This window comes from Sphingomonas sp. P3_C6 (assembly GCF_056402595.1).
The window spans coordinates 123,318-140,508 of record NZ_JBFUHB010000001.1 but is presented as its reverse complement, the minus strand read 5'-3'; the positions used below and the strand labels follow the sequence as shown (position 1 = coordinate 140,508).

Here is a 17,191-nt window from a genome sequence, read left to right as displayed (position 1 = left end):
GCCCCTCGTTACGATTTCAGGGGGCTCCCGATGACGCTCGATCGCCGTTCGATACTCTTGGGCGGCTCGGTCGCCCTGACCGCGGCGGCGGGCGCCAGCCCCGCGCTCGCCGCCGACCGTGAGGGCGCGCCGCCCATCCCCGGCGCAGGCGGCTGGGTCGATGTCCGCCAGTTCGGCGCAAAGGGCGACGGCTCGACGATCGATTCGATCGCGGTCAACAAGGCGATCGATTTTGCCGCGGCACGCGGCGGCGGCACGGTGTTTTTCCCGGCCGGCACCTATGCCTGCTACACCATCCGCCTGAAGAGCAGCATCAGGCTCCACCTCGATCACGGCGCGACCATTCTCGCCGCCCCCGCGCCGACCAGCGGCAGTGGCGGCTACGACCATGCCGAGCCGATCGGCGATCACGGCGCCTATCAGGATTTCGGCCATGGCCATTGGCGCAACAGCCTGATCTGGGGCGAGGGTCTTCACGACATCGCCATCACCGGATCCGGGCTGATCTGGGGCAAGGGCCTCGGCCGCGGCGACGGCAAGGACAATTATCTCAGCGACCCGAATGGCCCCGGCACGGGCAACAAGGCGATCGCGCTGAAATTGTGCCGCAACGTGCTGCTGCGCGATTTCCAGGTGCTCGAAGGCGGCTGGTTCGCGCTGCTCGCGACCGGCGTCGACAACATGACGATCGACAATCTGCTGGTCGACACCAACCGCGACGGCTTCGACATCGATTGCTGCCGGGGCGTGCGCGTCACCAACTGCACGATCAACTCGCCCTGGGACGATGCGATCTGCCCGAAGAGTAGCTTCGCGCTCGGCTATCGCCGCGATACCGAGGATCTGATGATCGCCAATTGCCTGGTCACCGGCAATTATGTGATCGGATCGGTGCTAGATGGCAGCTGGAAGAAGATGCCGGCCTCCTTCGCCACCACGGTTCATGGCCGGATCAAGTTCGGCACCGAATCGAATGGCGGCTTCAAGAAGATCACCATCACCAATTGCGTGTTCGACGACAGCCAGGGCCTTGCGCTGGAGACGGTCGACGGCGCCAATTTCGAGGATGTGACGGTCACCAACGTGACGATGCGCGGCAGCTTCAGCTCGCCGATCTTCATGCGGCTCGGCCGCCGCATGCGCGGGCCCAAGGGCACGCCGATCGGCACGCTCAAGCGGGTGACGATCACCAACATGGTCAGCTCGGGCGCGGGCTGGCTGCCCTCGATCCTCGCCGGCATCCCCGGCCATCCGATCGAGGATGTGAAGATCAGCGATGTCTTCCTCCACCAGATCGGCGGCGCGCCGGAAAAGATGGCCGGCCTCCGCCCGCCGCTCAACGAGCTCGCCTATCCCGAGCCGAACATGTTCGGCGACGTGCCCGCGACCGGCTTCTTCATCCGCGACGTGCGTAATATCGAGATGAGCAACATCGAGATCGCGGTCGAGAAACCCGATCCGCGCGCCGCCTTCTATCTCAACGATGTCGAAGAAGCAGATTTCTTTCGGCTGCGGGTGCCCAAGGCAGAGAGCTTCGTGCTCGACCGGGTCACCAATTTCCGCAGCTTCGGCAGTCGCTGGCTGAAGGACCGGGTGGTCGACGGCCTGGTGTCCGATCGGTTCTGAGAGCTTGCGGGTGCGGCGCCATACCCCTTGATGGCGCCGCACCCGTTCACCCAGTGGTTCAGGCGGCAACCGCCTCACGGTAGCGCGGGGCTACGTCGCGGTTGGAAAGCTTGCCGTCCATCGCCCGGCGCGCCGCTTCATAGGCAATCCACTGGCCTTCGTCGGCGAGCGGCGGGATGGTGATCGTCTCGCCGCGGTCGAAACCGAGCAGCGATGCATCGACCAGGTCGCCGGCTTCCATCACCCATTCAGGCGGGAAGCTGTCGACATCCTTGCCCGACCGCTCCCAGATCTCGGTGCGAGTCGCGCCGGGCAGCACTGCCTGGATCCGCACGCCCTGCGGTTCGAGCTGGCCGGCCAGCGACTTGCTGAGGTTCAGCACAAAGGCCTTGGAGCCGCTATAGACGCCGTCGAACATCTCGGGCGCGAGCGCCAGGACCGATGCGATGGTGACGATTGCGCCTGCCTTGCGGGCAGCGAACGCCTTGCCGGCTGCACCGGCGAGCAAGGTCGGGGCGGTGATGTTGAGGGCGATCAGCCGCTCGATCTCGCCGACATCGCTGTCGAGCAGACCACCGGTGAGCGACATGCCGGCGTTGTTGACCAGCAGGGTGATCGACGTGTCGGAGGCAAGGCGCGCCTCGACCTTGGCGAGGTCGGCACGGTTGGTGAGGTCGGCGGGAAGCACGTCGATCCTGCGGCCGGTCTCGCCCTGCAGTTTCGCGGAGAGCACTTCCATGCGGCCTGCGTCGCGCGCCACGAGGATCAGGTCATAGCCACGGCGGGCGAGGCGGTCGGCATAGACTGCGCCGAGGCCGGTCGATGCGCCGGTGATGAGGGCAGTGCCCAGAGTCGAATTCGTCATGGTGTGTCTCCTTGCTCAGCCGGCGCCTGCAAGATGCGATGCCGGGTGACTTGCATAATGATAGGAATGTCACTATCATTGTGCAATGGACAACGAAAAATATTCCAACGGACCCTGTCCGATCGGCCGTGGCCTTACGCATGTCGGCGATTCGTGGAGCATGCTGATCCTGCGTGACGCGGGCGGCGGGGCGACACGGTTCGACCAGTTTCAGAAAAATCTGGGCATCGCGCCGAACATCCTGACGCGCAGGCTCGCTGCATTGACTGAGTCGGGTCTGCTCGAACGGCACCGCTACAGCGAGCATCCACCGCGCGACGAATATCTGCTGACGGCGGCAGGGCGCGATTTCCTGCCAGTGCTGTTCGCCTTCGGTGCCTGGGGCGCCCGGCATTTCGGCGACGCCCCCGTCTCTCGCCTGATCGAGGTCGGCAGCGGCGCGTCGGTCGACGCCGTCGTGGTCGACCGCGCCACCGGCAGGCCATTGTCGGATCTCGACCTGCGCGTGGTCCAGCCCGGCGCCTGACGGCAAGGCTGGTCAGGCCCGGCCCGATCGGCCATCACTCGGGTGATGGCGATCGAAGCGCTCATTGCCCGCTACGGCCTGGCCGCAATCTTCCTCGGTGCCGGCATCGAGGGCGAGACCTCGGTCGTCGCCGGCGGCGTGCTGGCACACCGGCATCTCCTGCCCCTATGGGGAGTCTGGCTCGCCGCTGCGTCGGGCTCGTTCGTCGCCGATCAGCTGTTCTTCGCTGCGGGCCGCTATTTCCGCGATCACCCCCGCGTCCGGCGCATGTCGGCCCGGCCAGCCTTCGCCAAGGCGCTGGTCACGCTGGAACGGCATCCGGTGCTGTTCGTGATGGGGTTCCGCTTCCTCTACGGCCTGCGCACCGTCAGCCCCATGGCAATCGGCACCTCGCATATCCACACGCGCACCTTCTTTCTGCTCAATGCGCTGGCCGCCGCCATCTGGGCCGCTTTGTTCACCGGCATCGGTTATGGTTTTGGCGGCGGCATCGAGCGGCTGTTCGGCGGTGTGCTGTCCGCCGACAAGCTCATCCCGATCCTGATCGTCGGCGTACTGCTGCTGATCGCCTTGGGCCAGATCGTGCGCTGGTCGCACCATCGTTATGCCGACCGGTGCGAACGGGCGGCGCGGCGGACTAGCTGATCAGCATTCCCGCCAGCGCGGCGCTCATCAGGTTGGCGAGGCTGCCTGCGATCAGCGCGCGGATGCCAAGCTTCGCGATCATCGGCCGCTGGTTGGGGGCAAGACTGCCCGTTACCGCCATCTGGATCGCGATCGACGAGAAATTGGCGAAGCCGCACAGCGCGAAGGTGATGACCGCGATGGTCCGCGGGCTCAGCGCGCCCTGCTGCGCGCCGAGCGAGATATAGGCGACGAATTCGTTGAGCACGATCTTCTGCCCGAACAGGCCGCCGGCGATCTGCGCCTCGTCCCATGGCACGTTGAGCAGGTACATGACCGGCGCGAAGACATAGCCGAGCAGCCCCTGGAAACTGAGCGTCGGATAACCGAACCAGCTGCCGATCCCGCCAAGGATGCCGTTGGCCAGCGCGACCAGCGCGACGAACGCAAGCACCATCGCGCCGACCGCGACCGCCAGCTTCACGCCGGTCTGCGCACCCTGCGCCGCCGCCATGATGATGTTGGCCGGCTTCTCCTCGTCATGGCTCGCTTCGGCGATATGGATCACCTCGGCCTCGGGATCGTCGCCGAGCGGAAGCTGGTCGAACGGCGCCTCCTTCACGTCGGGCATCATGATCTTGGCCATCAGGATGCCGCCCGGCGCCGCCATGAAGCTCGCCGCAAGCAGATATTCGATGCGGATGCCCATCGAGGCATAGGCGGCCAGGATAGTGCCGGCGACGCCGGCCATGCCGCTGGTCATCACGGTGAACAGCTGGGCCGGGGTCAGGCTGGCGAGATACGGGCGGATGACCAGCGGGGATTCGCTCTGGCCGACGAAGATGTTCGCCGCGGCGCAGAGCGATTCGACCTTGGACACGCCGATCACCCATTCGATCGCGCCGCCGATCCAGCGCACCACGAACTGCATGACGCCGAGATAATAGAGGATCGAAACGAGGCTGGCGAAGAAGATGATGACCGGCAGTGCGGCGATCGCGAAGCTGTTGCCGCCGATCGCCGGCGTGGCGAGCGTGCCGAACAGGAAGGTGACACCCGCCTTGGCATAGCCGAGCAGGTTGGCGACGCCGCCGGACATGAATTGCAGGGCATGCACACCCGCCGGCACTTTGAGCACCAGGATGGCGATGCCGGCCTGGAGAAGGAACGCCGCCCCCACGACACGAAGACGGATTCCGCGGCGGTTGCTCGACAGCACGAAGGCGATACCGAGAATGACCGCAATGCCTGCAAGGCCGATGAGGAAGTGATTCATTAAGGGCGCCCCGCCTGCGAAATATCGACGCGGCCTACGGACCGCACGGGAAACCACCATACAGGGCGGAAGCGATTGGGCTAGTGTCGGTTTGACGTGCGCGTAAAAGGCGGTAGCGTCCCCGTGATGACTCAGCCCTCTCCCGCGATCCCGCGTTCCCTCTTCGTCTATTCGATCTTTTATGGCGGCATGGTCTGCATCGCGGGCGTGCTCGGGGTGAAGCAGGTCAAGCTCGGCCCGCTCGCGGTCGAGGCCGGTATCTTCGGTTTCCTGCTGCTCGTGGTGATGGGCAGCGCGGTGACCGAGCTTCACGGGCGCAAGGTCGGCGACATGCTGGTCCGCTTCGGCTTCGTGCCGCTGATCGTCTCGGCGACGCTGATCCAGCTGGTGCTCGCGCTGCCGACCGACCCGGGCATGTATCCGCCCGCGATCGAGGCGTTCCCAATCGTGGTGGGCCAGAGCGCGCGGATGATGATCGCCGGGCTGATCTCCTATGGCATCTCGCAGACGCTTAACATCTTCATCTTCTCGCGCCTGCGCCAGGGCACCGGCAAGCTGCTCTGGCTGCGCGGCATGATCGCCAGCATCGTCTCGCAGATCGTCGATACGGTGCTGTTTATCTCGATCTCCTTCTATGGAGAACGCCCGATCCTCGGCCTGATGGGCGGCCAGATGCTGGCGAAGGTCGTGCTGTCGATCGTGCTGGTGCCGTTCCTCATCACCTTCTTCGTCTGGCTGGGCCGCAGACTCGACGCGCGGGTATAATCGGCGAAGCCGGCTAGGGGTGGGCTCGGTCGAACGGCTGGTTCGAGTCTAGACGATCATTCCAACCGGTCATCTCCCTGGCCGGAAAGGACTAGGTCAAGCCCAGTCGCTGTGCGGCGCCGTTGAGCCGTTTGTCACGGGTCCACAGGGTGGCGACGCTCAGCCTGGCGGAGGCGAGCAGATGCGCGTCGACATATCCGATGCCGATTCCCGCCAGCATATGCCGGTCGATGAAATCCAGCATTTCGCCTTCAGCGGCGACGATTGCCTGGGGCAGACCCTGTAGCGCGCTCAGCACCGTTTCGCGCTGGCGTAGGCTGCCAAGGGCAAGCTCGCCGATCACGAAGGGATGGGAGAGGACCTGTCCGGCAGTGAGCAGGCGGACAAGCGTCGGATCGCTGATGCGCAGGTGATCGACCCAGATCGAACTGTCGACCAGGATCACGCGAGGTCGCTTCGCCGTCGGGAGGGGGGCGAGAGGTCGGGTTCGCTGCCACCGAGCCGGGCGAGGCGCAGGGCGCTCTCCCGTTCGATCAGCGCTTTCAACGCTTCGCGGACCAGCAGGGACTTCTCCTTGAGGCCGGTAAAGGCCTGCGCCTTGGCCACGAGGTCGTCGTCGAGGGCGAGAGTGGTACGCATTGCAGCTTCCTTTATCGGCACGAGATATAGCATCGAATGATGTCGATTTCCATGCCATCTATACTCCCACTTCCATAGGGGAGGGGATGCACGGCGAAGCAGGCGAAGAGAGGGCTCGGTCGGAACGGTTGGTTGCGAATCCAGACCCGTCCCAACCGAGCCTCTCCCCCCATATGAGAGAGGGGTAGAAGCTTTCACCACGCTGAGGTTCCGGTTATGGGGCGCGCATGACCGATCACTCTCCCGATCCCGCCCTGCTCGCCAAGGCCGAAACGCTCGTCGAGGCGCTGCCCTATATGCAGCGTTATGCCGGTGCGACCTTTGTCGTGAAATATGGCGGCCACGCCATGGGTGATCCCGAGGCGGCACGCGATTTCGCCGAGGATGTGGTGCTGATGAAGGCGGTCGGCATAAACCCGGTCGTCGTGCACGGCGGCGGCCCGCAGATCGGCGCGATGCTGAAGCGGCTTGGGGTCGAATCGCGTTTCGTCGACGGCCTGCGCGTAACGGATGCCGAAACGGCGCGGATCGCCGAGATGGTCCTGGCCGGATCGATCAACAAGGAAATCGTCGGCTGGATCGGGCAGGCCGGCGGCCGTGCCGTCGGCATCTCGGGCAAGGATGGCGGCTTCGTCACCGCCGAGAAGGTCGGCCGCAACACGCCCGACCCGCTGCAGGGTATCGAGCGTCATGTCGATCTCGGCTTTGTCGGGGAGCCGGTTGGGGTCGACCGACGGATCATCGACACGCTGTCCGAGGCTGGCATCATCCCGGTCGTGGCACCGATCGCCCAGGGCGTCGACGGCCAGACCTATAATATCAACGCCGATACCATGGCCGGCGCGATCGCCTCGGCGCTGGGCGCGCACCGCCTGTTCATGCTGACCGACGTGGTCGGCGTGCTCGACAAGCAGGGCGAGTTGATGACCGATCTGAACCCCGCCGCGATCGCCGAACTGCGCGCTGACGGCACGATCAGCGGCGGCATGATCCCCAAGCTGGAGACCTGCGTCGCCGCGGTCGAGGGCGGGGTGGATGCGGCTGTCATCCTTGACGGCCGGGTGCCGCATGCCATGCTGCTGGAAATCTTCACCCGGCGCGGTGCGGGAACGCTCGTCCGGCGCTGACGGGTCTGTTCGAAACGGATGCGTTTCGCTAGGCTTGATTTCCATTCGACCCGGAGAATCCCCCTTGGCCTTTTTTGTGGTCCTGCTTCAAATCGTTCAGGTGCTTCTCAGCGTCGCGACTTGGATCATCCTGATCCAGGCGATCCTGTCGTGGCTGATCGCCTTCAACGTGATCAACACCTATAACGACACGGTCCGTACGGTCTGGGAGGCGCTCAAGAAGATCACCGAGCCCTTCTATCGTCCGATCAGGCGAATCCTGCCCGATTTCGGCGCGCTCGACCTGTCGCCGCTGGTCGTGCTGCTGATCCTCTATATCCTGTCGAACATCATTGTCCCGGCAATCGCGGTTCAGCTTCAGGGCCCGGTTACGATCTGATCCATGCCCGCCTGGGCGCTCAGGCCGGACGGGATCGCGCTCGCGGTTCGTGTCACGCCAAGGGCGTCCCGCGACATATTGGCGGCCGGAACTGCCGATCATTTTGCCGCCCGGCTTGCCGCCCCACCGGTCGACGGAGCGGCCAACGAAGCACTGATCGCCCTTGTTGCCAAGACGTTCGGCGTGCCGAAGCGCGCGGTGGCGCTGGTCGCGGGCGATAGCGCGCGGCTCAAGCGGCTGCAGATATCGGGTGACGGCACACTGCTGGCGAAAATCGCCGCCAGCCTTTATGAGGCGGCGCCATGAGCGCTGACATCATCGACGGAAAAGCCTTTGCCCTGGCCCTGCGCGGCCGCATCGCCGAACAGGTGACGGCGTTCATCGCCGCTGCCGGCCGCCCGCCCGGGCTGGCCGTGGTGCTCGTCGGCGACGATCCCGCCTCGGCCGTCTATGTCCGGTCCAAGGGCAAGGCGGTGCAGGCGGCGGGTATGACCGGCTTCGAATATCGTCTGCCCGCGGACGTGCCGCAGGACGAGCTGGTCGCGCTGGTCGATCGACTCAATGCCGATGTGAATGTCGACGGCATCCTCGTGCAGCTTCCCCTGCCGGCGCATATCGACGAGCGGGTCGTCATCACCCGGATCGATCCCGACAAGGACGTCGACGGCTTTCATCCGGTCAATGCCGGCCGGCTCGCGACCGGGCTCGACGGCTTCGTGCCCTGCACGCCGCTGGGCTGCGTGATGCTGCTCAAGGACCGGCTCGGCGATCTCGCCGGCCTCGACGCGGTGGTCATCGGCCGCTCCAACATCGTCGGCAAGCCGATGGCGCAGCTTCTCATCAAGGAAAGCTGCACCGTCACCGTCGCGCATTCGAAGACGAAGGACCTGTCGAGTGTGGTGCGCCGCGCCGACATCGTCGTGGCGGCGGTGGGGCGGCCCGAGATGATCCGCGGCGAATGGATCAAGCCTGGCGCGACCGTGATCGACGTCGGCATCAACCGCACCCAGGACGGGCTGGTCGGCGACGTCGACTTCGCCGGCGCAGCCAGCGTCGCCGGTGCGATCACCCCGGTGCCCGGTGGTGTCGGCCCGATGACCATCGCGGTACTGCTGCGCAACACCCTGGTCTCCGCGCATCGCCGCGCGAACGTCCCGTACGACAAGGACGCGCTTTGATCTTTTTGCTCCTCGCTGCGGCCATGCCGCAAACGGCCGCCGATGCCGAGCGCGCCTTTGCCGGCGCTGCCCGGGCCGAGGGGCAATGGACCGCGTTCCGGCGCTACGCGATCGAGGATTCGGTGATGTTCGCGCGCCAGCCGGTGAAGACACAGGCATTCCTCAAGGACCCGCCGGCCGGGTTGATGTGGTGGGCGGCGGACAGCTATATGAGGAAGCCGGTTATGGCCGACCGGATCGCCGCGCAATGACCGCGTCGAGCCTGATCGCCCTCTACGTTTCGTCGCTCATCACCTTCTTCGTGGTGATCGATCCTCCAGGCTGCGCGCCAATCTATGCTGGCCTCACCAAGGGCGCCTCGCCCGCGCATCGCCGATCGATGGCGGTCCGCTCGGTGCTGGTCGCCTCGGCGATCCTGTTCGTCTTCGCGCTGTTCGGCGAGGATCTGCTCCGTGCCCTCGGCATCAGCCTGGCGAGCTTCCGCATCGCCGGCGGAATCATGCTGTTCCTGATCGCGCTGGAGATGGTGTTCGAGAAACGCACTCAGCGGCGCGAGGACCGCGCGGCCAAGGTAGCCGAGACGCCCGAGGTCGAGGATGTCTCGATTTTCCCCATGGCCATGCCGATGATCGCCGGCCCGGGCTCGATCGCCTCGGTCATGCTGCTGATGAGCCGCAACGACGGGCTCGAACGCTCGCTCGTCGTGCTCGGTGCGCTGGCGACGATCCTCGCCCTGACCCTGCTTGCCCTGCTCGCGGCCGGCCCGATCATGCGGGTGCTCGGCGTGAAGATCGAGGCGGTGATCACCCGCCTGCTCGGCGTCCTGCTCGCCGCGCTCGCAGTCCAGTTCGTGATCGACGGGGTCCGGATCAGCCTGCTGTAAGCCTCGGCCGAACTAGATCCCTTACGTCACCCCGGACGAGTGCCGGGGTCCATGGTTCCGCATACGCAACGGCGGCGGCGCTTGCGGGAAGATGCCGAAAATGGGGCCCTTACTCCGGCTGAGCCGTCTCATCCGCGTAATGGATCTTCCACAACCGCAGCGGCGATTTCTTCGGCAACGCTACCGGCTCCAGCCAGTCCGGCACCTTGTTGTGCGCAAGCTCGTCATAGAAGCCGCCCGGCGCCCGCGCGCGATAGATCGTCGATTCCGCCATGTTCGGGCACACCAGCAGCAAGGTCGCGCCGTGCCGCTTCGCGATCGCGCGGAAATTCTCAGGCGTTCCCTTGAAGGCGTGCTGAACGTCGAGAATCGCATCGCCGTTACGATGATAGGGCCCGGCAACCGCGCTGTGATGCGTGATGGTGATCAGCCGCGGTCCGAGATCGACAAAGGTGAAGACCGTCTGCGCCGGCAGCTTGTCGAGCGGGGCGAGCGCCGGGATGGTCGGGCACCGGCCGCTGGCATTGTTGACGATCTGCACGCGCTTGCTCGGCTCGTCGATCTTCAGATATTTGATCGCGATGCCGGAGAACAGGCCGGACACCGCCATGAAGGCGACCACGGTGCCGAGCACGCGCACGAACACCGATTTGTGGTTCAGGCACCAGGGCAGGATGATCCAGCCGAGTGCGGTCGCGCCGGGTACTGCGAGCAGCTGGGCTGCCGGCCCGGCGCGCGCCTGCCACAACAGCATGGCGGCGGCGAAGGTGCAGAACAGCAGTACCGCCATCCAGCCATTGGCTCTCGGCGTGCCGCGGACGCGCCAGGTCGCGATACACGCGCCGATGATGCCGATCACCGGCAGCGCGACGATGGGGAAGGCGGTGCGGAAGGCGTGTTTGTAGATCGGCCGTGCCTCGCGGACATTGTCGAGCCAGTTGCGTGCCAGCTCGGGCGAGACCTGTTCGGGCCGGCCGAGGCATTGCGGGAATACCAGCGCGAAGCCGGCGACGATCGCCGCACCCGCCACCACCGCCAGCGTGAGGCGAAGCCAGCGCTGTTCCGGATTGACCCGGCCGAGCACGAACAGGAAGGCGCCGGCCGCGACCATCACGCTCAGCCAGACCGGGGTCAGCGCGTCGCAGCGCAGCACTTCGTTCGCATAGGAGCCGAACAGCGCATAGCCGAGCGCACTGCCGCCGCCGAGCGACAGGGCATAGACGGTCATGCGCGGCGCATCGTCCCGGTCCCAGACCCAGCGCAACGCGATGATCGCGCCGGCCATGGCGGCATAGGGCAGCAGCTCCAGCCCGATGGTCAGCGATACCGCGCTGGCGATGCCGACGATCGCGCCGCCGCGCGGGCCCTTCGAGTCGCACAGGCCGGCCACCGTCAGGCTCAGCATCGCGAGCTGCCAGCCATGATGGTCGATCCGGTCGGGCATGAACATCAGGATGGTCGAGGTGCAGCCGGCAATCAGGAAGACGAGTGCGAGCGGCCAGGAAAGCCCACCCACCAGCCGCCGCACGGTGGCGGCGATGCCGATCATCGCAATGCTCAGCGGCAGCATCGGCGCGATGCCGCAGGCAAGCCGTTCGGCCTGCGCCATGCCGACGAACGGTTTGAGCAGCAGGATCAGCCCGGCGATCGGCAGGTCGACGATCCGGCTCCAGTGAATGTCGAACCCGCCCGGCGGGTTCATCCGGTACTGGCGCAGATCGTACCAGCCCTGCCCGTTCAGCAGCGCGCGGACCTGCATCAGCCGCATATTGTCGTCGGTATCGCCGAGCGAGAGCCAGTGGATCGCGTTCCACCTGTCGACCAGCAGCCAGATGACCACGCCGAGCCAGGCGATCAGGGTGAGCCGCAGCCAATATCTGTCCAGCTCGCGGACAAGCGGATGGTCGGCGGTGTTTTTCAAAAGGCTTCCCTCGGTCACGTTCGCGCTCTAGTGCGGCGCGCGTAAAGGGCAAGGTGCGCGTGACGGCGATTATCAGACAGATCGAAACATGGCGGTCGAGCGGCGTAGTCGGTCAGCTGATCCGTTTCGTCATCACCGGCGGGCTCGTGACGGTGCTCTATGCGGCCATCTATTGGCCGCTTGCGACCTATGTGATGAATCCCAATCTTGCGGTTGTCGTCGCGTTCCTGATCGCGACCTGGGCGGGCCGCTATGCCCATGGCGCGATCAGCTTTCGTGGCCATGGCCAGCGGAGCAAGCGTACCGCGCGCCGCTTCTTCATTGTCCAGCTGCTTGGTTTCTTCATGCAGCAGATGTTTACCTGGGTACTGGTGACCGGCCCCTTTTTCCACGGCCCGACATGGTGGCCGCTGGTTCCGGCCGTGTTCGTCACGCCGCTCGTCACCTTCTGGCTCAACCGCGCCTGGACCTTTGCCTGATATGGACCTGACGCATGGATAGGATTGTCTACGATCGGATGGCGGCACATGATTCCACCCATTGGTGGTATCGTGCGCGGCGCGACATCCTCGCCGATTATCTGGTGCGGGAGGGCAATCTGCCCGCCAACGCCCGTATCCTGGAGATCGGGTGTGGCACCGGCCACAATCTCCCGATGCTCGCGGCCTTCGGCACGGTCGAGGCGATCGAGATCGATCCCGCCGCGCGCGAAATCGCCAGCGCACGCCTCGGACGGGAGGTCGGCGCCGCACCTCTGCCCGCGCTGACCGGCGTCGGGCGCGGCGCCTATGATCTTATCGCTGTGCTCGACGTGGTCGAACATATCGAGGACGATGTGGCCGCGCTGAAGGCGATGGCCGATTGCCTGAAGCCCGGCGGCAAAATCCTCATCACCGTCCCCGCCCATCAATGGATGTGGAGCGCACACGACACGGTGAACCATCACCATCGCCGCTATTCCAAGGCCGGACTGGTCAAGGCGATCCGCGCGGCGGGGCTCGAGCCGAACAAGCTCGGCTATTTCAATTCCCTGCTCTTCCCGCTCGCCGCCGCCTCGCGGCTGGTCGGCCGGCTGACCGGCAAGGACGACAGCGACGATTCCCCGCCGCCAAAGGTCGTCAATGCGTTGTTCKAAACGATCTTCCGGCTGGAACGCCACCTGGTCGGCCGCGTGCCGCTGACGCCCGGCGTCTCGATCATCACGCTGGCAACGCCGGCAAAATAGGCCGGCACGATCGTTCTTCGATCGTCACCCCGGACCTGTTCCGGGGTCCACCGTGGTGCCGCGTACCGACGCGCGCGGCTCCTGCGGGACGGTGGATGCCGGAACCAGTCCGGCATGACGGCGGCGATTGTTGTAACCTAACCGCGCCGGCGGGCCTCACTCGCCCTTCGGTGCGCCTTCCGCCGGGATCGGCGTGATCGACATCCCTTCGACGAAATCGGGTCGCGCGGTTGGCGCAGCCATCTCGGCTTGATATCCAAGCGTAGCCTTGCCCTGCACCGGCCCGGCGATATCCGCGACCAGATACAGCGGCCGCCGCTTCGACTCGACATAGAGCCGTCCGAGATACTCCCCGATCATCCCGAGCACGAACATCTGCACCGCGCCCAGCAGCACCACCACCAGCATGGTCGAGGTCCAGCCCTGCACCGCGCTGCCGGTGAAGAATCCGATCGCGATATAGACGAACAGCAGCAGCGACGCGCCGGTCAGCGCCAGGCCGACATGGCTGGCGAAGCGCAGGGGCGCGGTCGAGAATCCGGTCACCGCATCGAGCGCGAACCGCACCATCTTGCCCAGCGGATATTTGGTTTCCCCCGCAAGCCGTTCTGCCCGGTCGTAGACGAACGGCACCTGGCGAAAGCCGATCCACGCGACCATGCCCCGGATGAAGCGCGCCTGTTCGGGCAGCGACAGGAAGGCCTCCAGCGCGCGCCGGCTCATCAGCCGGAAATCGCCGGTGTCGAGTGGGATCGGCGTATCGGTGATGCGGTCGAGCATGCGATAGAAGATAGCCGCCGTCGCCTTTTTGAAGATGCTCTCGCCCTCGCGCTTGCGGCGCACGGCATAGACGACATCGGCCTGCTGCTCGGCCATCGTCTTGCGCATGTCGCCCAGCAGCTCGGGCGGATCCTGCAGGTCGGCGTCGATGATCAGGATCTGCTCGCCCGCGCAGAGGTCGAGCCCGGCGGTCAATGCGAGCTGATGGCCATGGTTGCGCGACAGGTTGATCGCCACGAGATGCGGATCGGCGGCCGACAGCCGCTGCATCACCAGCCAGCTGTCGTCGCGCGATCCGTCGTTGACGAACAATATCTCGAAATCCTCGCCCACCGCTGCCCGCGCCGCTGCGGCAACGCGCGCGTGGAGAGTCTCGAGACAGGCTGCCTCGTTGTAGCAGGGAACGACGATGGAAAGGGCGGGGCGGTGCATGGGCGGGCGGTTTAGCGGCAAGTCGGGCGCCCGTCATCGGAAGATTGCGCTGGATCGACCGGCACCTTCCCCCCGCCTCGCCGGATGCCGAGGCTGTTGACCGACGCTACCGACGGGTTAAGAAACCGCCCGGGCCACAAAGGTCGGGCGACAGGGGACGGGTATGAGCATGAATATATCCCGTCGAGGCATGTTCTTCCTGGCCCTGGTGCCGACGCTGCTGTCCCGCGCGCGTGCCGCCGATCTCGCCCCGACTGCCTCCCGCATATATCCCGGCCCCGACGGAAAACTGGTCTATGTCCCGGATGAGCGGGGCGATGTGATCCATGATGCCTCGCATGCTGGTTATGGCGGCGGCGGCGTCGCGATTCCGACCGTCGCGGTGAAGGAAACGATCTGGCCCGTCGCCGGCGACAATAGCGCGCACATCCAGGCGGCGATCGACAAGGTCTCGGCCCTTCCGCTCGACGCCAACGGCTTCCGCGGCGCCGTGGTGCTCCGGGCCGGGGATTACAGGATGGCCCAGCCGATCACCATTCGGGCGAGCGGCGTCGTGCTGCGCGGCGAAGGCATGGGGGATACCGGCACCATCCTGATCGGGACGGGCACCGGCCGGCCCGCCGCGCCGGCATCGCCTGCCGTCCCGGCACCCGGCGGTGGTCGCGGAGGCCCCCCGCCACGGCCGACCCTCGTACAGATCGCGGGCGCCTCGGCGCCGACCTTGATCGAAGCCTCGAAGCGCGCGGTCGCCGACGATCGGGTGCCGGTGGGCGCGCGCCGTCTCCGCCTGGCCTCGGCGAAAGGCTTCAGGCGCGGCGACACGGTCGTGGTGCGGCGTATCGGCAACCAGGCGTGGATCGACGCCGTCGGGATGAACAGCGACACCCCCGGGGGACGCTGGAAGCCCTTCGATATCGAATGGGACCGGGTGATCGTCGATGTGCAAGGCGATACCATTACGATCGATGCACCGATCACCTGCGCGATCGAGCGGCAATGGGGCGGCGGCGAAGTCCTGAAATACGACGATGCCGGCCGCATCTCCAACGTCGGAGTCGAGAATCTCCGCGGTGTTTCCGAATATAATCCGGAGGTCCGCACACGCAACTACGGCAACATGGACCGGCAGGACTATGTCGCCGAGGAATATTATTCCGACGAAAATCACTATTATAATTTCATCATGTTCGACAATGTCAGGAACGGCTGGGTGCGCAACGCCACCGCCCTGCACTTCGTCTACAGCATGGTCGGTACCGCGCGCTGGTCGAAATGGATCACCATCCAGGATTGCGTGTCGAAGGAGCCGATATCGCAACGGGCGGGCGCCCGCCGCTTCGTGTTCGCCCTGCGCGGCCAGCTGGCGCTCGTCCAGCGGTGCCAGTCCGACAAGGGGCGCCACTCCTTCATGACCGGGCAACCGAGCTCGAGCGGGAACGTGTTCCTCGATTGCCAGGCAACCAGCCCCTATTCGTCGAGCGAGCCGCATGAACAATGGGCGACCGGCAATCTCTACGACAATATCAGGGCGCCGCTCACCGCCCGGTTCTGGAAGAACATCAATATCGGCTGGGCAGGCGCCAATACCGTGTTCTGGAACTGCGAGGGCGATTTCCTCGTGCAGAAGCCGCCGACGGCGCAGAATTACACCTTCGGCCATCTCGGCGTGAACGGGGTGATCTTCAACACCCCGCTTCAGGACACCACGAAGGAAAACGGGCACATCGAGTCGCTCGACCGCCACGTGACGCCGCGAAGCCTGTACCTCACGCAGCTCCGGGAGCGGCTCGGCGAAGCCGCCGTCCGCAACATCGCCCTGTCGGACCAGCTGGCCTGACGAGCGGCACGCGCCAGCCGCCGCCGCTGCAAGCATCGCGGGGACCTGCCGGGCGTCAGTCGCGCGATATGGACAGGGCCCGCCAGAAGTGGAGCGTAGGTGGCAAGCCTGCGAGACACGAATTCGGTGAAGATCTGCCCACGCTTTGTCTTGCGCGTATCCCCCCTGGGTGAGAAGCCAGCGGTGGGCCTTACGTCATCGTCGATCACGCCGCTGCCGCCGGGTCGGGCACGAGCGACACGCAGGCGCTCCACCGGATCGCGAATTCGGTTCGACCGTTCATGGTCCGCATTGGCGGGCATTCGGGTCCGCAATCCTGGAGCCTTCCCACAGGCCAAACCCGCCATCATCTCCACCAAGCCCTTGTATTTCCCCCAAGCCCAAGGCAGCCCTGCGCCGATGCAGACCGAGACTGACCTGGAAACCATGCTCCTCGGCCCGGTCCTCGCCGATCGCGCCTGTGGCGATTGCGTGGCGTGCTGCACGGTCCTGACGGTGGATAGCCCCGATTTCAAGAAGCCGGCGGGGACGCCCTGCACGCACCTCACATCGCGCGGGTGCGGCATCCATGCGGTGCGCCCCACTATCTGTCGGACATGGTTCTGCGCCTGGCGACGGGTCGCGGACATGCCCGACGACGCGCGGCCGGACCGGTCCGGCCTTCTCGTGTCGCTCAATTTCGAGCGCGCGCCGCGCAACTGCTTCGAAGGCGTCTCGATCAACGTCCGCATGCTCGCCGGCAGCGACGCGATCGGGAATGGCATGGCGGCAACCGTGCTCGACAGCCTGTGCGACCAGCTGGTCCCCGTCTGGTTCACCGACGGGTCGAACAAGATGTTGATGCACCCCGATGACGAGGTCGCCGGCCTTGTCCTCTCTGGAGAAGCCGCACCCGCCCATCTGCAGGACGAAGTGGCCGCATGGCGCGAACGCTACGGCGTCTTCACGGCAAACGGCCAGGCGGATCGATAGTCCCGTTGTCGGTGTGGCTGCCGTAGGACGGAGAGCCACGCAGAATATCCGGGCAACATCATCGCCGCCGGCCCCGCGCCCTCCAGTGTTCGAGTGCTTCTCCCGCAATGGCGGCGGCATGGCTGGTGCCCGCCGC

General features: G+C 65.7%; 20 protein-coding genes. 14 read left to right on the top strand and 6 right to left on the bottom strand.

The features are described 5' to 3' along the window. Positions 1–30: 30 nt before the first annotated feature. Positions 31–1,626 (top strand): rhamnogalacturonidase, encoded by a 1,596-nt coding sequence (locus tag AC1DT7_RS00625; protein WP_478033520.1) that lies wholly within the window; start codon positions 31–33, stop codon positions 1,624–1,626. 58 nt (positions 1,627–1,684) lie between these two features. Here the strand turns inward: AC1DT7_RS00625 and AC1DT7_RS00620 are convergent, their stop codons facing one another. Continuing rightward, a complete protein-coding gene (locus AC1DT7_RS00620) occupies positions 1,685–2,491 on the bottom strand; it encodes an SDR family NAD(P)-dependent oxidoreductase (RefSeq protein WP_478033518.1) in 807 nt (268 codons plus the stop codon). Between the two features lie 85 nt (positions 2,492–2,576). Between AC1DT7_RS00620 and AC1DT7_RS00615 the strand changes: the two genes are divergently transcribed. After that, positions 2,577–3,017 (top strand): winged helix-turn-helix transcriptional regulator, encoded by a 441-nt coding sequence (locus AC1DT7_RS00615; RefSeq protein ID WP_478033517.1) that lies wholly within the window; start codon positions 2,577–2,579, stop codon positions 3,015–3,017. A gap of 45 nt (positions 3,018–3,062) precedes the next feature. After that, entirely contained in the window at positions 3,063–3,662 is a 600-nt protein-coding gene (locus AC1DT7_RS00610) for a DedA family protein (protein ID WP_478033516.1), read from the top strand. Here the strand turns inward: AC1DT7_RS00610 and AC1DT7_RS00605 are convergent. Further along, positions 3,655–4,917: a NupC/NupG family nucleoside CNT transporter gene (locus AC1DT7_RS00605; RefSeq protein ID WP_478033514.1), complete on the bottom strand. Its 1,263-nt coding sequence runs from the start codon at positions 4,915–4,917 to the stop codon at positions 3,655–3,657. The two genes, AC1DT7_RS00610 and AC1DT7_RS00605, sit on opposite strands and share 8 nt — an antisense overlap. A gap of 126 nt (positions 4,918–5,043) precedes the next feature. On the opposite strand from AC1DT7_RS00605, the gene AC1DT7_RS00600 reads away from it, so the two are divergent. Then, complete coding sequence (locus tag AC1DT7_RS00600; RefSeq protein WP_478033513.1) at positions 5,044–5,682, top strand: queuosine precursor transporter; 639 nt, start codon at positions 5,044–5,046, stop codon at positions 5,680–5,682. Positions 5,683–5,773: 91 nt separating this feature from the next. Here AC1DT7_RS00600 and AC1DT7_RS00595 read toward each other — a convergent pair whose 3' ends face one another. Then, positions 5,774–6,127, bottom strand: a complete 354-nt coding sequence (locus AC1DT7_RS00595; RefSeq protein WP_478033511.1) for a type II toxin-antitoxin system VapC family toxin — start codon at positions 6,125–6,127, stop codon at positions 5,774–5,776. Continuing rightward, positions 6,124–6,321 carry a type II toxin-antitoxin system VapB family antitoxin gene (locus AC1DT7_RS00590; protein WP_478033510.1) on the bottom strand — a complete coding sequence of 66 codons (198 nt, stop codon included), beginning with the start codon at positions 6,319–6,321 and terminating at the stop codon, positions 6,124–6,126. Before AC1DT7_RS00590 ends, AC1DT7_RS00595 begins: the two co-directional genes overlap by 4 nt. A 227-nt stretch (positions 6,322–6,548) precedes the next feature. Here AC1DT7_RS00590 and argB point away from each other — a divergent pair, with 227 nt between their 5' ends. The 6 genes from argB to AC1DT7_RS00560 all read left to right on the top strand — a co-directional run bounded on the left by argB (position 6,549) and on the right by AC1DT7_RS00560 (position 9,888). Continuing rightward, complete coding sequence (gene argB / locus AC1DT7_RS00585; protein ID WP_478033509.1) at positions 6,549–7,448, top strand: acetylglutamate kinase; 900 nt, start codon at positions 6,549–6,551, stop codon at positions 7,446–7,448. A gap of 64 nt (positions 7,449–7,512) precedes the next feature. Further along, the gene (locus AC1DT7_RS00580) at positions 7,513–7,827 is read left to right on the top strand and encodes a YggT family protein (protein WP_478033508.1); all 315 of its coding nucleotides are present in this window, start codon (positions 7,513–7,515) and stop codon (positions 7,825–7,827) included. A 3-nt stretch (positions 7,828–7,830) separates the two neighbouring features. Next, the gene (locus AC1DT7_RS00575; protein WP_478033507.1) at positions 7,831–8,133 is read left to right on the top strand and encodes a DUF167 domain-containing protein; all 303 of its coding nucleotides are present in this window, start codon (positions 7,831–7,833) and stop codon (positions 8,131–8,133) included. Next, the gene (gene folD / locus AC1DT7_RS00570; RefSeq protein WP_478033505.1) at positions 8,130–9,005 is read left to right on the top strand and encodes a bifunctional methylenetetrahydrofolate dehydrogenase/methenyltetrahydrofolate cyclohydrolase FolD; all 876 of its coding nucleotides are present in this window, start codon (positions 8,130–8,132) and stop codon (positions 9,003–9,005) included. The genes AC1DT7_RS00575 and folD overlap by 4 nt, the downstream gene beginning before the upstream one ends. Next, positions 9,002–9,256 (top strand): hypothetical protein, encoded by a 255-nt coding sequence (locus AC1DT7_RS00565; RefSeq protein ID WP_478033504.1) that lies wholly within the window; start codon positions 9,002–9,004, stop codon positions 9,254–9,256. The genes folD and AC1DT7_RS00565 overlap by 4 nt, the downstream gene beginning before the upstream one ends. Before the next feature lie 11 nt (positions 9,257–9,267). Further along, the gene (locus AC1DT7_RS00560) at positions 9,268–9,888 is read left to right on the top strand and encodes a MarC family protein (protein WP_478034228.1); all 621 of its coding nucleotides are present in this window, start codon (positions 9,268–9,270) and stop codon (positions 9,886–9,888) included. A 109-nt stretch (positions 9,889–9,997) separates the two neighbouring features. Here the strand turns inward: AC1DT7_RS00560 and AC1DT7_RS00555 are convergent, their stop codons facing one another. After that, positions 9,998–11,809 carry an AcrB/AcrD/AcrF family protein gene (locus AC1DT7_RS00555; RefSeq protein WP_478033502.1) on the bottom strand — a complete coding sequence of 604 codons (1,812 nt, stop codon included), beginning with the start codon at positions 11,807–11,809 and terminating at the stop codon, positions 9,998–10,000. 59 nt (positions 11,810–11,868) lie between these two features. Here AC1DT7_RS00555 and AC1DT7_RS00550 point away from each other — a divergent pair, with 59 nt between their 5' ends. Together AC1DT7_RS00550 and AC1DT7_RS00545 are read left to right on the top strand one after the other, a co-directional pair. Next, positions 11,869–12,288, top strand: a complete 420-nt coding sequence (locus AC1DT7_RS00550; RefSeq protein ID WP_478033501.1) for a GtrA family protein — start codon at positions 11,869–11,871, stop codon at positions 12,286–12,288. A gap of 14 nt (positions 12,289–12,302) precedes the next feature. Further along, complete coding sequence (locus AC1DT7_RS00545; protein ID WP_478033500.1) at positions 12,303–13,034, top strand: class I SAM-dependent methyltransferase; 732 nt, start codon at positions 12,303–12,305, stop codon at positions 13,032–13,034. Between the two features lie 156 nt (positions 13,035–13,190). On the opposite strand, the gene AC1DT7_RS00540 is transcribed toward AC1DT7_RS00545, so the two are convergent. Beyond that, positions 13,191–14,246 carry a glycosyltransferase family 2 protein gene (locus AC1DT7_RS00540; RefSeq protein ID WP_478033499.1) on the bottom strand — a complete coding sequence of 352 codons (1,056 nt, stop codon included), beginning with the start codon at positions 14,244–14,246 and terminating at the stop codon, positions 13,191–13,193. Between the two features lie 169 nt (positions 14,247–14,415). Between AC1DT7_RS00540 and AC1DT7_RS00535 the strand changes: the two genes are divergently transcribed. After that, positions 14,416–16,083, top strand: coding sequence for a hypothetical protein (locus AC1DT7_RS00535; protein ID WP_478033498.1), 1,668 nt, complete (start codon positions 14,416–14,418; stop codon positions 16,081–16,083). A 399-nt stretch (positions 16,084–16,482) separates the two neighbouring features. Continuing rightward, the gene (locus AC1DT7_RS00530; RefSeq protein WP_478033496.1) at positions 16,483–17,055 is read left to right on the top strand and encodes a YkgJ family cysteine cluster protein; all 573 of its coding nucleotides are present in this window, start codon (positions 16,483–16,485) and stop codon (positions 17,053–17,055) included. Positions 17,056–17,191 lie beyond the last annotated feature (136 nt).

Excerpts from the sequence above, each read along its gene's own strand:
- AC1DT7_RS00625 (WP_478033520.1), top strand. The coding sequence starts at position 31 with ATGACGCTCGATCGCCGTTCGATACTCTTGGGCGGCTCGGTCGCCCTG.
- AC1DT7_RS00620 (WP_478033518.1), bottom strand. The coding sequence starts at position 2,491 with ATGACGAATTCGACTCTGGGCACTGCCCTCATCACCGGCGCATCGACC.
- AC1DT7_RS00615 (WP_478033517.1), top strand. The coding sequence starts at position 2,577 with ATGGACAACGAAAAATATTCCAACGGACCCTGTCCGATCGGCCGTGGC.
- AC1DT7_RS00610 (WP_478033516.1), top strand. The coding sequence starts at position 3,063 with ATGGCGATCGAAGCGCTCATTGCCCGCTACGGCCTGGCCGCAATCTTC.
- AC1DT7_RS00605 (WP_478033514.1), bottom strand. The coding sequence starts at position 4,917 with ATGAATCACTTCCTCATCGGCCTTGCAGGCATTGCGGTCATTCTCGGT.
- AC1DT7_RS00600 (WP_478033513.1), top strand. The coding sequence starts at position 5,044 with ATGACTCAGCCCTCTCCCGCGATCCCGCGTTCCCTCTTCGTCTATTCG.
- AC1DT7_RS00590 (WP_478033510.1), bottom strand. The coding sequence starts at position 6,321 with ATGCGTACCACTCTCGCCCTCGACGACGACCTCGTGGCCAAGGCGCAG.
- argB (WP_478033509.1), top strand. The coding sequence starts at position 6,549 with ATGACCGATCACTCTCCCGATCCCGCCCTGCTCGCCAAGGCCGAAACG.
- AC1DT7_RS00575 (WP_478033507.1), top strand. The coding sequence starts at position 7,831 with ATGCCCGCCTGGGCGCTCAGGCCGGACGGGATCGCGCTCGCGGTTCGT.
- folD (WP_478033505.1), top strand. The coding sequence starts at position 8,130 with ATGAGCGCTGACATCATCGACGGAAAAGCCTTTGCCCTGGCCCTGCGC.
- AC1DT7_RS00540 (WP_478033499.1), bottom strand. The coding sequence starts at position 14,246 with ATGCACCGCCCCGCCCTTTCCATCGTCGTTCCCTGCTACAACGAGGCA.
- AC1DT7_RS00535 (WP_478033498.1), top strand. The coding sequence starts at position 14,416 with ATGAATATATCCCGTCGAGGCATGTTCTTCCTGGCCCTGGTGCCGACG.
- AC1DT7_RS00530 (WP_478033496.1), top strand. The coding sequence starts at position 16,483 with ATGCAGACCGAGACTGACCTGGAAACCATGCTCCTCGGCCCGGTCCTC.